The organism is Methylobacterium sp. W2, from assembly GCF_020662345.1.
In the GTDB taxonomy this organism is placed as follows: Bacteria; Pseudomonadota; Alphaproteobacteria; order Rhizobiales; family Beijerinckiaceae; genus Methylobacterium.
Window position 1 is genome coordinate 58,722 of sequence record NZ_VMOA01000027.1, and the last position, 14,448, is coordinate 73,169.

The window sequence follows — 14,448 nt, forward strand, 5'->3', positions numbered from 1 at the left end:
CGCGCCATGGAAGGCAAGACGCTGGCCCGCATCGCCGCCGCCGTGTTCGCGGGCGTCGCCATCACCGCGACCGCGATCGAGATGACCCGCGAGGAAGAGACATCGGCAGATCCGGCGGCGGCCGTCGTCGCTCCGGCCGCGCCCGATCCGCTGCGTGAGGGGCAGCGCCGGTGCCAGCGGCTCGGCGAGGCCGGCGCGCGCGACGCCGAATGCCTGCGCGTCTGGGCCGATAGCCGCAACCGCTTCCTTGGTCTCGATCGGCAACGCCCGTCCGTGCCGTCGAACGACGATCCCGTCACCAAGCAGACCGCGCCGGCCGAGCCGAGCACGACCGAGGAACGTTAATATGGGCGGCACCGGCGTCATCGACCAGTTCCTGGCCGTCTTCACCCGCTACATCGACAGTGGCTTCGGCTTGCTGTCGGGCGAGGTTGCCTTCATCGCAACCACGCTGATCGTCATCGACGTGACGCTGGCCGCGCTGTTCTGGTCGATGGGCGGCGACGACGACATCATCGGCCGGCTCATAAAGAAGACCCTGTTCGTCGGGGTCTTCGCCTACATCATCGGCAACTGGAACAACCTCGCCCGCATCGTCTTCGAGAGCTTTGCCGGGCTTGGGCTGAAGGCGAGTGGAACCGGGTTCACGACCGCCGATCTCCTGCGCCCCGGCAAGGTGGCGCAGGTCGGTCTCGACGCGGGGCGACCGCTGCTCGAATCGATCTCCGGCCTGATGGGCTGGATCTCCTTCTTCGAGAACTTCATCCAGATCGCCTGCCTGCTGTTCGCCTGGGCGCTCGTGCTGCTCGCCTTCTTCATCCTCGCCATCCAGCTCTTCGTCACCCTGATCGAGTTCAAGCTGACGACATTGGCAGGCTTCGTGCTGATCCCGTTCGGCCTGTTCGGCAAATCCGCCTTCATGGCCGAACGGGTGCTGGGCAACGTCATTTCCAGCGGCATCAAGGTGCTGGTGCTCGCCGTCATCATCGGCATCGGCTCGACGCTGTTCAGTCAGTTCACTGCTGGATTCGGCGGGACCGCGCCGACGATCGACGACGCCATGGCGATCGTGCTGGCCGCACTGTCACTGCTCGGCCTCGGCATTTTCGGTCCCGGCATCGCCAACGGCCTCGTCTCCGGCGGCCCGCAACTCGGCGCGGGCGCGGCGATCGGAACGGGCTTGGCCGCTGGTGGCATGGTCGCCGCTGGAGGGGCAGCGATCGGTGCAGTCGCCTCCGGCGCGGCCGCTCTCGCAGGGGGAGCCGCCGCTGCCGCCCGTGGCGGCGCGACCCTCGCTGGCGGCGCGACCGCCGCCTATCGGGCCGGAGGCGCATCGGGCGTCGCCAGTACCGGAGCGTCCCAAGCCGGGTCCGCCATCGCCAGCCCGTTCAAGCGCGCCGCCGCCTCCATGAAGGACAGCTTCCAGACCGGCGAACGGTCCGTCACCGGCGAGGCCGCGACGAAAGAGAGCGCCGACGCTTCATCCGCATCGTCTTCGTCCGCCAGCGCTGACGGCCCGCCCGCGTGGGCCAAGCGCATGAAGCGCGGCCAGCAAGCCTCGCACGGCATCCAGGCCGCCGCCCATGCCGTCAAATCCGGCGACAGCCATGGCGGCGGCTCTTCCGTCAACCTCTCCGAAAGCGACCGCTGATGTTCAAACGACCCTCAACCCATTACGGCAAGACGCCGCAACCCGAGACGCCATACCAACGCGCCGCCCAGGTCTGGGACGACCGCATCGGCTCGGCCCGCGTCCAGGCCAGGAACTGGCGGCTGATGGCGTTCGGCTCGCTGATCCTATCGGCCGGGCTGTCCGGCGCGCTGGTCTGGCAATCCGCCAACGGCTCGATCGTGCCGTGGGTGGTGCAGGTCGACAAGCTCGGCCAAGCGCAAGCCATCGCGCCTGCCGTCGCCGACTATCGCCCGACCGATCCGCAGATCGCCTGGCATCTCGCGCGGTTCATCGAGCAGGTGCGCTCGATCCCGGCCGACGCCATCATCGTCCGACAGAACTGGCTTCGCGCCTACGAGTTCACGACGGATCGCGGCGCGATGGCGCTCAACGACTATGCCCGCGTCAACGACCCCTTCACCAAGGTCGGCAAGAGCCAAATCGCCGTCGAGGTGTCGTCCGTGATCCGAGCCTCACCCGACAGCTTTCGCGTCGCCTGGGTGGAGCGCCGCTATCAGGACGGGAGCCTCGCTTCCACCGAGCGCTGGACCGCCATCCTCACCATCGCCGTCGCGCCGCCGCGTGACGCCGAAAAGCTACGGGCCAATCCGCTCGGAATCTATGTCAACGCCATCAACTGGTCGAAGGAGCTTGGACAATGATCCGGCCGTCTCATCTGACCGCCGGACGCCCGGCCAACCCTGTTCACACCATTATCCCTGCACGAAGAGCTGGAAAGGCGGGTTTCCCTAAAGTCGGACTTGCGGTTTTGCTGCTCTCAGCAACGGCGCTGGCCGGCTGCGCCACGACGCAGAAGCCGCCAGAGATCGCCTATGACGATGCCGCGCCCGCCGTGCAGACCGTCGATCCGCCATCGCCTGTCACCGTTGTCGAACTTCCCCGGCCATTGCCGTTGCCCGGCCAGATGAAGCCGGTGGAAGAATCCCGCCGTGTGCCCGAGCCGACCGATCCCGCCACCCGCGTAAATCAGGCGAACGCGCAGGCCCGCGTGCAGCCTGTCCGTGACGGCTTCATCAACGCCATGCAGGTCTATCCCTACACCGGCGGCGCGCTCTATCAGGTCTATACCGCCGTCGGGCAGATCACCGACATCGCGCTCCAGCACGGCGAAACTCTTGTCGGCTCCGGCCCGGTCGCGGCCGGCGACACCGTGCGGTGGATCATCGGCGACACGCTCAGCGGTTCAGGGGCCACGCAACAGGTGCATATCCTGGTCAAGCCGACCCGCGCCGAGCTGATGACCAACCTCATCATCAACACCAATATGCGCACCTATCACATGGAGCTGCGCTCGACCGAACGGACCTATATGGCGTCGGTGTCCTGGCAATATCCGCAGGACCAACTCATCGCCCTGCGTCGTCAGAACAGCCAGGCCGAGGCCGCGCAGCCCATCGCCAGCGGCGTCGATCTCGCCAACGTCAACTTCCGCTACGCGATCGAGGGCGACCGCGCACCGTGGCGGCCCTTGCGCGCGTTCGACGATGGGCGGCAGGTGTTCATCGAGTTCCCGCGTGGCATCGCGCAGGGCGAGATGCCACCGCTATTCGTCGTCGGCCCCGAAGGCAACACCTCCGAGCTAGTGAACTACCGGGTGCGCGGCCGTCATATGATCGTCGATCGGCTGTTCGCTGCCGCCGAACTGCGCTTCGGCACGGGCGATACCCAGCGCCGCGTCCGCATCACCCGCACTGACGGGAGGCCGGCATCGTGAGTGACGTCGATCCCGAGAAGAGCGCGAAGCCAGGACCGACGCCAGAGCCATCTGACGACGATGCCCGCCCGCTGACCGGCGAGCCGGTCGCACCGATGCGCCTTCGTGCCGAACCGCCTCGCGTCACCCGGTTGTCGCGGAAGGTTCTGGCCGGCCTCGGTCTGGTCAGCAGCCTCAGTATTGGCGGCGCGTTGATCTATGCTCTCCAGACCCGCGATGGCGGCGGCGGAAGCACCGAACTCCATTCGACCGAGAATCGCGCAACCGCCGATGGTCTCGCCGGCCTGCCCAAGGACTATACCGGACCTGTCCTCGGCCCGGCTTTGCCCGGCGATCTCGGTCGGCCGATCCTCGATGCGCAGAACCGTGGCCAGCCCGTGCCCGCGCCGGGCATTAGTACACCCGCCGCGACACCGCCCAGCCTCACCGCCGAGGAACAACGCAGGCTACAGGAGATCGAAGCGGCGCGGACCGGCCGGCTGTTCGCATCGACCGAGACGCGCAACGCAGCGCCAGCGACGACGACTACCGCCAATGCCGCAGCACCCCTCCCGGACCTGACCAGCCTCGGTCTCGCGCCGCAGCCGACGACGCCAACGGCTCAGGACCGGCAAACAGCCTTTCTCAACCAGGCGGCCGATCGGCGCACCGTCGCGCCGGATCGCGTTGCCGCGCCGGCGTCTCCGAACATCCTTCAAGCCGGCGCGGTCATTCCGGCCGCGCTTATCACCGGCATCCGTTCCGATCTGCCGGGCCAGATCACCGCCCAGGTCACGGAGAACGTCTATGACAGCCCCACGGGCCGCATCCTGCTGGTGCCACAAGGCACGCGGTTGATCGGCCAGTATGACAATGGCGTCGGCTTCGGTCAGCGCCGCGTCCTGCTGGCCTGGAACCGCCTCATCATGCCCGACGGCCGCTCGATCGTGCTAGAGCGCCAGCCGGGCGCGGACGCCGAAGGCTATGCGGGGCTGGAGGATGGCGTCGATTATCACTGGGGCGAACTGTTCAAGGCAGTGGCGCTTTCGACATTGCTCAGCATCGGCGCCAACACCGGATCGTCCAGCGACGAGAGCGATCTCCTCAGCGCCATCCGCGACGGTGCATCCGACAGCATCGGCCAGACCGGCCGACAGATCGTCCAGCGCCAGCTCAATATCGCGCCGACGCTGACCATCCGGCCGGGCTTCCCTGTCCGCGTCATCGTCACCCGCGACCTTGTGCTCGAACCCTATGGAGCCACGCCATGACCAAGCTGAAGCTCGGCCCGATCACTGAGACCAAGCCGGTGAAGGTGACGGTGGAACTGCCCGCTGACCTGCATCGGGATCTAACTGCCTATGCCGACGTGCTCGGCCGCGAGAACGGCCATCCGCCGACCGATCCCGTCCGCCTGATCGTGCCGATGCTGGAGCGGTTCATCGCGACTGATCGGGCATTTGCGAAGGCGAGGCGGACCACGCCGTCGGCCGCAGGCGGGCAATCATGAGTCCGACGCTCGCCGTTCTCCGCCGGACCGATAGCCAAACACGATCATGGTTTCTGATCACGCCGTCTTCACAGTCCGCGCGATCCGTTGATGCTGGAAGAATTGCGCGGCGTCGTGGCGAAGGATCGAGTGTCTTTACGGTTGGTCATTTCACAGAATGCGATTCCCATGTCCCGGCGCAGCGCTGATCGCCCGCATCGCCGGCTCCGTGTCGTGGCCGGCGCTCTGCCCGACGACCTCTACGACTATATCCCGCCGGACGAGATCGCGACGCCAGCCCCGCCCATTGGCCGCCCGCCCAAGCACGATGTCGAATCCTGGACCGTGACCGACGACTGGCCGGAGCGCGTTCCGGTGACGGAGGCCGAGATCGACTTGTTCGAGGCATGGTTCGGCGACATCTTCGACGAATTGTTCGGGCCGTCCCGGTGAGCCGTGATCGGCCTTGGTGAAGCTCATACGAGCATAATCCGTTTGATTTAGTTGCGTTGTGATGATAACTATAGGCGGTGATTAGTCGATCCGCCGCCCGATGCTTTTGCCCGGCCCGGCGAATGCCAGGACGGAGGCAAAACGCCATGACGACGCTGAAGGTTGGCATCGCCGATCCCGACGAAATGAAGGCTCGTACGCTGCGGATCGCGCGCGGAGAGGAGAAGCCGCGCGAGGCCGACCCCAAGATCTGGTTCGCCTCGACCGAATCGTTCGCCCGCATTCTTTCCGCGCCCAATCGCGAGATGTTGCGCACTATCGCAGAGCAGGCACCGGACTCGCTGGATGAGCTGGCGGCGCTAACCGACCGGGCCAAATCCAACCTCTCACGCACCCTGAAGACGATGACCGCCTACGGCCTGATCCGCATGGAGCGAAGCGGCAGAAAGCTCGCGCCGAAGCTCGTTCACGATCGCGTCGTACTGGACTTGCCGCTGAAACAATCTCGGACACGGACCGCCACGGCAGAGGGAGACCCATCATGAACGCTGAAACACCCAGCATCGCCACCCGCGCCGCCCTCTATCTTCGCGTCTCGACCACCCGCCAGGCCGAGCATGATGTCTCGATCCCCGACCAGAAGCGCCAGGGTGAGGCCTACTGCCTGTCGCGCGGCTACCAGCTTATCGACACCTTCGTCGAACCGGGGGCATCCGCCACGAACGATCGCCGGCCGGAGTTCCAGCGCATGATCGAGGCGGGCACGTCCAAGCCGGCACCCTTCGATATCGTTGTCGTCCACTCGTTCAGCCGCTTCTTTCGAGATCACTTCGAGCTGGAGTTCTACGTCCGCAAGCTGGCGAAGAACGGCGTCAAGCTGATCTCGATCACCCAGGAGATGGGCGACGATCCGATGCATGTCATGATGCGCCAGATCATGGCGCTGTTCGACGAGTATCAGTCCAAGGAGAACGGCAAGCACGTCATGCGCGCCTTGAAGGAGAACGCCCGGCAGGGCTTCTGGAACGGCGCGCTGCCGCCGATCGGCTACCGCATCGTCGCGGCCGAGCAGCGCGGGGCGAAGACCAAGAAGAAGCTCGAAATCGACCCGCTGCACGCCGACACGGTGCGGCTGATCTACCGGCTGGCGCTGGAGGGGAACGGCACGTCCGGCCCGATGGGCGTCAAGGCGATCGTGTCCCATCTGAACGCGCGCCGCATCTTTACCCGCGACGGCGGTCGCTGGGGCATTGGCCAGCTTCACCGCATCCTGACGCGCCGCACCTATGTCGGCGAGCACGAGTTCAACAAGCGCTCCAAGACCAAGGAGCTAAAGCCGATCAGCGAGATCGTCACGGTGCCCGTGCCGCCGCTGATCGACCTAGAGACTTTCGACGCCGTTCAGGCGCATCTGAAAGCACGCAATCCCAAGGTCACGCCGCCGCGCGTCGTCAGCGGGCCGACTCTGCTGACGGGCATCTGCTTCTGCGCCAAGTGCGGGGGAGCCATGACCATCCGCACCGGCAAGGGCGGGCGCTATCGCTACTACACCTGCTCGATCAAGGCGCGGCAGGGCGAGACCGGCTGCTCGGGCCGCTCGATCCCGATGGAGAAGCTCGACACCATCGTTGCCAGCCATATCGAGGATCGGCTGCTCCAGCCCGACCGGCTGGAGGAGGTGCTGGCCTCCGTCCTCGATCGCCGACACGAGCGCGCCGAACGTCGGCAGGACCATATCGGCGAGTTGAACCGCCGGGCGGCCGAGACCGACCTGCGGCTCAAGCGCCTCTATGACGCGATCGAATCAGGCGTCGCCGATCTGTCCGACCCGGCGCTGAAAGACCGCATCACCGGTCTCAAGGCGCTCCGCGACCAGGCGCAGGTCGATGCCGAGCGGGCGCAGGCCATGCTCGAAAGCTCCGGCAATCGGGCGGTTACACCCGCCACCGTGCGCCGTTTCGCCGACGTGGCGCGGCAGCGCATCAAGCTAGATGGGGGCGGTTATCGGCGGGATCACCTGCGGGCGTTCGCCCAGCGCGTCGAGGTCACGGATACCGAAGTTCGCATCATGGGATCGAAGGGAGAGCTGCTTCGCACGCTAACCGCCGTTTCCGGAGGGAAATCGGCGGGAATCGGCGTGCCCAGCTTGGGACTGAAATGGCGGAAGGGGTGGGATTCGAACCCACGGTGGAGTTGCCCCCACGGCGGTTTTCAAGACCGCTGCCTTAAACCACTCGGCCACCCTTCCAAGCCATCCTTCCAAGCCGTTGCGAAGGCGGGATCGTTTGCCTTTGCCTATGCTGGGGCTCTTCGTCCGTGGCGATCGGATGGCTCATCCGATCGTTCGGTCGCCTTGTCTATGGCCGCGCGCAGGGCAGCGTCAACCGTCGCGGTATCATGGGAGAGGACAGATGCCGGAGTAGTCCGGCTGCGTCCGGGCGAGCTTGGTCTGGGCGATCCCGGGAGGGATGCCGCGCGCCTGGGGCGCAAGCCGCGGACGCGACTGCGGGGCAGGGCGTCGACCGGTCGAGGATCGGCGTGCGTCGGGCTGCACGGCCGGCTCGCCGGCCTGGGCATGGAGGACGGCGTCGTCCGGCAGGCGTAGGCCGGGCGTCCGACGCTCCGCGGCCTGCCGAAGGCGGCGGCGCTGCGGCTCGTCGACGCCGCACGGTGTCCACGGGAAGGAGCCGTGCGTGCGCAAAAAAAACGGCCGGGGTTTCCCCCGGCCGCTCATCGTCGTGGAGGCTGATCCGCTTAGCGGAGGAGCTGCAGGATGCCCTGCTGCGCCGTGTTGGCGAGCGAGAGGGCCGAGATGCCGATCGACTGGCGGGTCGACAGCGCCTGGGAGTTGGCGGCTTCCTCGTTGAGGTCCGCGTTCGTCAGGTTGGCCGAGCCGGTGTCGAGGATGTTGATCAGGTTCTTCGAGAAGTCCTGACGGTTCTGCACCACCGAGAGGTTGGAGCCGAAGGTAGAGGACTGGGCGCGAAGCTGGCTGGTGGCCGCCGTGATGGCCGTCAGAGCCTTGTTGATCTCATCGTCCGACTGGAAGCCGCCGGTGACCGAGCTCAGGCCAAGGCCATCGGAGTCGAGCTTGGCCCCCTCAATGTTCAGGGTAGACGAACCCGTCTCGTTGAAGGTGACCTTCAAGGAGTTTTCCTTGGCATCGGTGCCCGAGCGGTACAGCAGGTTGATGCCGTTGTAGCTCGAATCCTTCGCCTGCTGGGTGATCTGATCCAGCAGGGTGTTGAACTGCTTGGCGAGCGAGGTTCGGGTTGCGTTGGTTCCGCTGGCAGAACCAGCACCGCTCGCCACCACTGGCTTTGCAGTGACACCCGCACCAAAACCGATATCCGTATCGGTCGCCGCGGAAGAGGCATCGATCGTGATCTTCTGATCTGACCCCGTCGCCGTCGAAGTAAAGGTCACCTTACCAGTCGTATCATCACCAACAGCAGTGACCTTACCTTTGAAGCCGGTATCCGCATTCAGCTGCTTGTTGATGGCCGTGGCAAGGTCCGTCGCTTTCGCATCCGTCAGAGCGCCGAGCGTTGCATCCGCAGCGGTGTTCAGCTCGATCTTTTTGGCCGGGCCATCGCCGAGCTTGATGGTGAACGACGCATCGGCTGCGCCAGTGAAGTCAGGGCCGGTACCACCGGTGGCCAGACCAGCGACGGCTGCACCTTCTGCCGCTGCAGCCGTGGCGCCGTTCTTGGCGTCGGCACCCTTGGCTGTCTGTGCAGTCGTGGCAACTCCAAAACCAAGGTCGACTTCGTTGTTGGCCGCGTTGGTGACCGTTGCCGTTGCGTCCTTGCCGGTCGCGGTCGACGTGAAGACAATCCGGCCATTGGTCGTCTTGGAAGCGGAGACCGCGGCAGGATTCGTCGTATCGTTGGCAAGCTGGTTGTTGATGGCCTTGACGACGTCGTCAGCAGTCGCTTTGCCGACGTTGTTCGTCACGCCGCTCAGCGTGGAAGCATCGAGAGTGATGGTGGTGTTGTTGGTGCCATCGTTCACCGTGAACACAGCATTGCGGGTGCCGGAGAAGTCCTGCGTGCCATCGGTGGCGGCAGTAGAGGTGCCCTGGAAGGAGGTCCCTGCCGAGAGGATCGCTGCCGTTGCCGGCGTGCCGCTCGTTACGGCGCTCTTGTCGGCCAGCGCCTGGTTGGCGGTGGACTTGGCCGAGTCGACCAGCTTCTGGATCGAGGTGATGCCCTGGTTGGCGGCCTGGATCGTCTGGACGCCGTTCGAGATGCCGTTGAGGAGCGAGCCGAGATCGCCCGAGCGGCCGGACAGGGACTGCGAGGTGAAGAAGCTCGTCGGATCGTCGAGGGCCGAGTTGACCTTCTTGCCGGTCGACAGACGGTTCTGGGTCTGGGTCAGCAGATCGGCGGTGCCCTGCAGCGAGAGCAGGTTCTGACGCGTTGCCGCGGTAAGCGTGATGCCTGAAGACATGAGGTTCGATCCATTCTGATCTGAAAGCACCCTTTTTTGGGTGCGACGTCACCAAACCACGAGGACGTTGCGAACGTCTTAAGACGGACAGTCAACGAACCCTGTGGGAGATCCGACGTATTCTCCGTATCTTCGCGGCCTCCGAGGGAGAGGCCGGATTCCGCAAGCAAACCTCGCCATGGCGGTCATGTATTGTTAACCGCCCGGATCGATGATCCCCACCGAACCCGAAGGACCGGTCATGCCCCTGAAGATCGAACTCAAGCCGTTCGAGCGGCTGCTGATCGGCGGGGCCGCAATCCGCAACGGGTCTCGGCGCTCGAACTTCGTCATCGAGACGATGACGAAGTTCCTGCGCGAATCCGACATCATCACGGAGAGCGAGGCCGATACGGCCTGCAAGCGCCTCTACCTGACCCTCACGGTGCTCTATCTCTCCGACGACGTGTCGGAGATCGAGAACCTGTTCGTGGCCCAGGCGAGCGAATTGCTCGAGGCGGTGCCGAGCACGGCCCCCTATGTCCGCGATATCAACGCCCATGTGGCGGCGCGGGACTTCTACCGAGCGATGAAGCGGGGCAAGGAGCTCATCCAGTACGAAGCCTCCCTGGCCGACCGTCTCGCCAAGGCGCCCGATTCGGGACGCGCCGACTGACCGTCCGGATCGGCCGCGGAGCGGGCAAGGGGCCGGCATTAGCCGCCCGGATGCGGCGGGCTCTCAGAACCTGTTCGAGTCGTTTTTCCAAGGCTTTGCCTCATCCTGAGGTGCCGCGTAGCGGCCTCGAAGGAGGGCTCCAGATACCGCAGCTGGTTCTGGAAGCCTCCTTCGAGGCCCTTTGCTCAAGCAAAGGGCGCCTCAGGATGAGGTGAGCCGATTGGATGATCCAACTTAGCCAGGATCATCCGCTCAGATATTCGATCGAACAGGCTCGAAGCGGGTTCGCGTTGGTAAGCCAGACGCTTCACCCCGCTCAAGCTTTTGAAGTGCCGCCGTTTTCAGGACACGAAACCGGTGAGCGCTTTTGCTGAACCTGCTCCGTGGAGCCGGGCCCCAAGTCCGAAAAATCCCCCCGCCTCACGCGGGCGCGAGGCGGGTGAGGCGGTCGAGGAGGGCGCGGTCGTGGAGGAGGGCCATGCGCTCCTTGGGGCTAAGCCATTCGGCGGCCTCGGCGATGGTCTCGGCCTCCACCACCTTGGCCTGGGCGAGGGCGCGGTCGGTGTCGATCACGCCGCGGGGGCGTTTGGGCATCTCGGGCAGCATCTGGGCATGGGCCTCGGCGAAGCCCGCATCGGCGTGGAGGGCACGGATCGCATCGGAATCGTCGAGGCCGGCCTCGGCGTTGCGGGCGGCGATCGCCCCGGCGCTCGACGCGATGGCGGGCGGGTCGCGCTCCTCCGGCGTCATCAGCAGGCCGAGGCGCTTGAGGGCGAGGCCCCAGGAGAGCTGGCCGCTCGCCCAGGAGATCGGGATCGCCAGGACGAGGCCGAGGATGGTGGGCGACATCCACAGGAACAGCGAGGTGGCGATGGCGAAGGCGGCGATGCCGGTCACCAGCCCCAGCACCATGTGCCAGCGATGGCGCCGGACGATGTCGCGCAAGGGTATCGAGCCGTCGTCGCGCCGCTGCGGGTTCCAGCCGGTGTCGCGCCCCACCAGGATCTCGAACACCGAGCCGGACTGGATCAGCATGGCGATGGGGGCGATGAGGGCGGAGAGGATCGTCTCGATCAGGCTCGACAGGACGAGGCGGATCGCCCCGCCCGAGGCCCGGCGCACCGGCCCGTCGATGAGGGCGAGGATCAGCCCCAGGAGCTTCGGGGCCAGCAGGATGCCCATGGTGAGGCCGAACAGCTGGAGCGCGCGCACGGGGTCGAAGCGCGGCCAGACCGGGTAGAGCCCGAATTCGGAGGTAAAATATTCCGGCCGCACATAGGCGGTCTGCAGCACCAGGGCGATACCGACCACGAGCTGGCCGAGCCAGAGCGGGGAGGCGACGTAGCCGGCGATGCCGGTGGCGAAATGCTGGCGCGAGGCCAGTGTCAGGCCCGCCGCCCCGATGACACGGCTGTGCTGGAGGTTGCCTTGCGCCCAGCGCCGGTCGCGCACCGCGACATCGATGAGGGAGGGCGGACTCTCCTCGTAGGAGCCGGGCAGGGCGGGCAGCATGGTCACGCTCCAGCCGGCCCGCCGGATCAGCGCCGCCTCGACGAAATCGTGGCTGAGGATGTGGCCGCCGAAGGGCGGTTTTCCCTTGAGGTCGGGCAGGCCGCAGGCCTCCGCGAAGGCGCGGGTGCGGATGATGGCGTTGTGGCCCCAGTAATTGCCGTCGCGGCCCGACCAGACCGACAGGCCGGTGGCGATGACCGGGCCGTAGATGCGGGCGGCGAATTGCTGGACGCGGGCGAACAGGGTGTTGCGGTTGATGATGAGCGGCAGCGACTGGATGATGCCGGAATCGGGGTCGGCCTCCATGGCGGCGGCGAGATGCACCACGCAGGCGCCCGTCATCAGGCTGTCGGCGTCGAGCACCAGCATGTGGTCGTAGGCCCCGCCCCAGCGCGAGACGAAGTCGCCGATATTGCCGGCCTTGCGGTGATGGTTCTTCGCCCGGTGCCGGTAATACAGCCGCGCATCCTCGCCCCAGCGCGCCCGCAAGGCCAGGAAGGCACGCTCCTCGGCGATCCAGGCATCGCCTATCGTCGAGTCCGACAGGACGAAATAGTCGAAGGCCGCGCCGTGGCCGGTGGCGTCGATCTCCGCCCGCATGGCGTCCACGGCGGCGAAGGTGCGGGCGGTGGCCTCGTTATAGACCGGCATGACGATGGCGGTCCGGGAGGCGAGACGGACCGCCGGCGGCGCGGCCTTGGGCCGGCGCAGGAGCGTGAAGAAGCCGAGGATCGCGCTCATGAAGGAGAGGGCGATCCAGGAGAAGTTCAGGGTGAAGAGCACGAGCAGCACGTATTGCAGCGCCGTCGTCCCGCCCGAGACCGCGACGACCTCGTACATCTCCAGCGCCCCATAGGCGGTGAGCAGCGCCGCCCCGCCGAAGACGAGGGCGCGGGCGGCCCAAGGGCGCCGCGCGGGCCTGGCCGGCCGATGCCCCGAGGCGGGGTCCAAGCGGTCGAGGTCCTGCACCGGCATGGGCAGCGGCGCCTCGAGGGGCATCGCCGGCCGGAAGGAGGCCGGGGCGGTGGGGGAAGGCGTGTGCGTGTTCAGGGTGTCCACCGGTAGAGCCAGGTTTCGGTGACGGGGGCCTCCCCGCGCTTGAGCAGGAGGCGGAGTTCGCAGGTCTTCTCGCCGCCCGGATCGAGCTCGAAGGAGACGCGCACCGTTTTGCGGTCGGGATAGCGGTACAGGGTCGGGGCCGCCACCGTGCCGGGCGAGGTCAGGAGAATCGGCTGCAGGTCGGGATCGGCGAACAGGTTCTCGCCGGTGAAATCGACGAGGAACAGGCGGCGGTTGCCCTCGCCCTTCGCCTTGCCGCTGCGCGTCCCGGAGACGAGGGCCACGGGGGGCGCCTCGGGGGGCTGCCAGCACCAGTGCTGGCGATAGCCGAAGGGAAACTCGGCGCCCGCCTCCAGCCTGGCCTTGGGCCGCCAATAGGCGAGCACGTTCTCGTTGAACTCGGAATCGCTCGGGATTTCCAGGAGCGTCACGGCCCCCGGCCCCCAGGCGCCGAACGGCTCGAGCCAGAGCGAGGGACGCCATTCCCAATGCTGCACGTCGTCCTCGAAATCGGCGTAGCTGCGGGCCCGCTGCATCAGGCCGAACCCTTTCGGGTTGTCGTCGACGAAGGACGAGACCTGCAGGGTCTCCGGGTTGCGCGCGGGGCGCCAGATCGCCTCGCCCGCGCCGGTGCGGATCTGCAGGCCGGTGGAGGCATAGGCGCCGGCCCGGGCGTCGTCGGCACCGCGCCGGTCGTAGGGGCCGAAGAAGTAGCTCGTGGTCATGCCGCCGAGCCCCAGATGGTCGATGGCCGCGCGGGCGAACACCGTGCCCTCGACATCGCAGAGCGAGGCGCCGCCCGGCCGCAGGCTCATTCTCAGGGCGGCGGTGGCCGAGGGGGAATCGACAAGGCAATGCAGCACCAGCGGGCCGCCGGGGCCGGGCCGCTCGACCCAGATGGCGCGGAGTTCGGGAAACTCCTCGCCGCGGGAATCGGCCGGGCGCAGGGTGAGGGCGCGCGCGGTGACGCCGAACCCCTGGCCGGTGGCGACGAGGCGGAAGAACGACGCCCCCTGGAAGGTGGCGAAATCGGTGAGTTCGCCGCCATCGAACCGGGCGCGGATGCGCAGGCCGGAATAGCCGGGATCGTCCTTGAACTCGGGCAGGGCGACGCCCTCCGCCTCGAAACGGGAGCGGTCGTAGGCGAGCGGCCGCACCGTGCCGTCCTCCACCAGGGCCAGGGCCACGCGGCCGGTGAAGACCGAGCCGCGATGCAAAGGCTCGAGGGTGAAACCGAAGGCATCGTTCGACCAGATCGCGCTCCCCGGCACGGTCCGGATGGCGTTGTACTGCTCGCGGTTGAGGCCGGTGAGGGCACCGGGCAGGTCGTCGGTGCGGGGGGCGACGAAGGGGCGCTTGGCGAGCGCGCGGGCGAGGTCGGGCACCGTCTGGCCGAGGAACGGCGCACCCGCGGCGGGGAGGGCGGGGGCGTCGTTCCTCGG

General features: G+C 66.9%; 12 protein-coding genes, 1 tRNA gene and 1 pseudogene. 10 read left to right on the plus strand and 4 right to left on the minus strand.

All coding sequences use genetic code 11. The annotated features are described in order from the left end of the window. Positions 1-6: 6 nt before the first annotated feature. The 9 genes and pseudogenes from trbK-alt to FPV16_RS15930 all read left to right on the plus strand — a co-directional run. On the plus strand, positions 7-345 hold the full coding sequence (gene trbK-alt, locus FPV16_RS15890; protein ID WP_227439361.1) for a putative entry exclusion protein TrbK-alt: 339 nt from the start codon (positions 7-9) through the stop codon (positions 343-345). 1 nt (position 346) lies between these two features. Further along, on the plus strand, positions 347-1,651 hold the full coding sequence (gene trbL / locus FPV16_RS15895; RefSeq protein ID WP_227439362.1) for a P-type conjugative transfer protein TrbL: 1,305 nt from the start codon (positions 347-349) through the stop codon (positions 1,649-1,651). Continuing rightward, positions 1,651-2,334 (plus strand): conjugal transfer protein TrbF, encoded by a 684-nt coding sequence (trbF, locus tag FPV16_RS15900; protein ID WP_227439363.1) that lies wholly within the window; start codon positions 1,651-1,653, stop codon positions 2,332-2,334. Before trbL ends, trbF begins: the two co-directional genes overlap by 1 nt. After that, entirely contained in the window at positions 2,331-3,407 is a 1,077-nt protein-coding gene (trbG, locus tag FPV16_RS15905) for a P-type conjugative transfer protein TrbG (protein ID WP_227439364.1), read from the plus strand. The genes trbF and trbG overlap by 4 nt, the downstream gene beginning before the upstream one ends. Then, on the plus strand, positions 3,401-4,657 hold the full coding sequence (locus FPV16_RS15910) for a TrbI/VirB10 family protein (RefSeq protein WP_413629310.1): 1,257 nt from the start codon (positions 3,401-3,403) through the stop codon (positions 4,655-4,657). Before trbG ends, FPV16_RS15910 begins: the two co-directional genes overlap by 7 nt. Beyond that, positions 4,654-4,896 (plus strand): DUF2274 domain-containing protein, encoded by a 243-nt coding sequence (locus tag FPV16_RS15915; protein ID WP_227439366.1) that lies wholly within the window; start codon positions 4,654-4,656, stop codon positions 4,894-4,896. Before FPV16_RS15910 ends, FPV16_RS15915 begins: the two co-directional genes overlap by 4 nt. A gap of 168 nt (positions 4,897-5,064) precedes the next feature. Continuing rightward, a complete protein-coding gene (locus FPV16_RS15920) occupies positions 5,065-5,328 on the plus strand; it encodes a hypothetical protein (RefSeq protein WP_227439367.1) in 264 nt (87 codons plus the stop codon). 146 nt (positions 5,329-5,474) lie between these two features. Further along, the gene (locus FPV16_RS15925; protein ID WP_227439368.1) at positions 5,475-5,873 is read left to right on the plus strand and encodes a helix-turn-helix domain-containing protein; all 399 of its coding nucleotides are present in this window, start codon (positions 5,475-5,477) and stop codon (positions 5,871-5,873) included. Beyond that, positions 5,870-6,958 (plus strand): annotated as a pseudogene (locus FPV16_RS15930) (recombinase family protein); the annotation flags it as partial. The gene FPV16_RS15925 and the pseudogene FPV16_RS15930, both read left to right, overlap by 4 nt. A 528-nt stretch (positions 6,959-7,486) precedes the next feature. On the opposite strand, the gene FPV16_RS15935 reads toward FPV16_RS15930, so the two are convergent. Beyond that, positions 7,487-7,576 (minus strand) — tRNA-Ser (locus tag FPV16_RS15935). Between the two features lie 506 nt (positions 7,577-8,082). Continuing rightward, the gene (locus FPV16_RS15940) at positions 8,083-9,780 is read right to left on the minus strand and encodes a flagellin (protein ID WP_227439369.1); all 1,698 of its coding nucleotides are present in this window, start codon (positions 9,778-9,780) and stop codon (positions 8,083-8,085) included. Positions 9,781-10,021: 241 nt separating this feature from the next. On the opposite strand from FPV16_RS15940, the gene FPV16_RS15945 reads away from it, so the two are divergent. Continuing rightward, positions 10,022-10,435: a flagellar biosynthesis repressor FlbT gene (locus FPV16_RS15945; RefSeq protein ID WP_227439370.1), complete on the plus strand. Its 414-nt coding sequence runs from the start codon at positions 10,022-10,024 to the stop codon at positions 10,433-10,435. 420 nt (positions 10,436-10,855) lie between these two features. Here FPV16_RS15945 and mdoH read toward each other — a convergent pair whose 3' ends face one another. Together mdoH and FPV16_RS15955 are read right to left on the minus strand one after the other, a co-directional pair. After that, positions 10,856-13,006: a glucans biosynthesis glucosyltransferase MdoH gene (gene mdoH, locus FPV16_RS15950; protein WP_227439371.1), complete on the minus strand. Its 2,151-nt coding sequence runs from the start codon at positions 13,004-13,006 to the stop codon at positions 10,856-10,858. Then, the coding region (locus tag FPV16_RS15955; RefSeq protein WP_227439372.1) for a glucan biosynthesis protein at positions 12,994-14,448 on the minus strand (1,455 nt) is incomplete at its 5' end. The genes FPV16_RS15955 and mdoH, both read right to left, overlap by 13 nt.

Bases quoted from the DNA above. Each gene is read 5' to 3' on its own strand.
- trbK-alt (WP_227439361.1), top strand. From the start codon at position 7: ATGGAAGGCAAGACGCTGGCCCGCATCGCCGCCGCCGTGTTCGCGGGC.
- trbL (WP_227439362.1), top strand. From the start codon at position 347: ATGGGCGGCACCGGCGTCATCGACCAGTTCCTGGCCGTCTTCACCCGC.
- trbF (WP_227439363.1), top strand. From the start codon at position 1,651: ATGTTCAAACGACCCTCAACCCATTACGGCAAGACGCCGCAACCCGAG.
- trbG (WP_227439364.1), top strand. From the start codon at position 2,331: ATGATCCGGCCGTCTCATCTGACCGCCGGACGCCCGGCCAACCCTGTT.
- FPV16_RS15915 (WP_227439366.1), top strand. From the start codon at position 4,654: ATGACCAAGCTGAAGCTCGGCCCGATCACTGAGACCAAGCCGGTGAAG.
- FPV16_RS15920 (WP_227439367.1), top strand. From the start codon at position 5,065: ATGTCCCGGCGCAGCGCTGATCGCCCGCATCGCCGGCTCCGTGTCGTG.
- FPV16_RS15925 (WP_227439368.1), top strand. From the start codon at position 5,475: ATGACGACGCTGAAGGTTGGCATCGCCGATCCCGACGAAATGAAGGCT.
- FPV16_RS15940 (WP_227439369.1), bottom strand. From the start codon at position 9,780: ATGTCTTCAGGCATCACGCTTACCGCGGCAACGCGTCAGAACCTGCTC.
- FPV16_RS15945 (WP_227439370.1), top strand. From the start codon at position 10,022: ATGCCCCTGAAGATCGAACTCAAGCCGTTCGAGCGGCTGCTGATCGGC.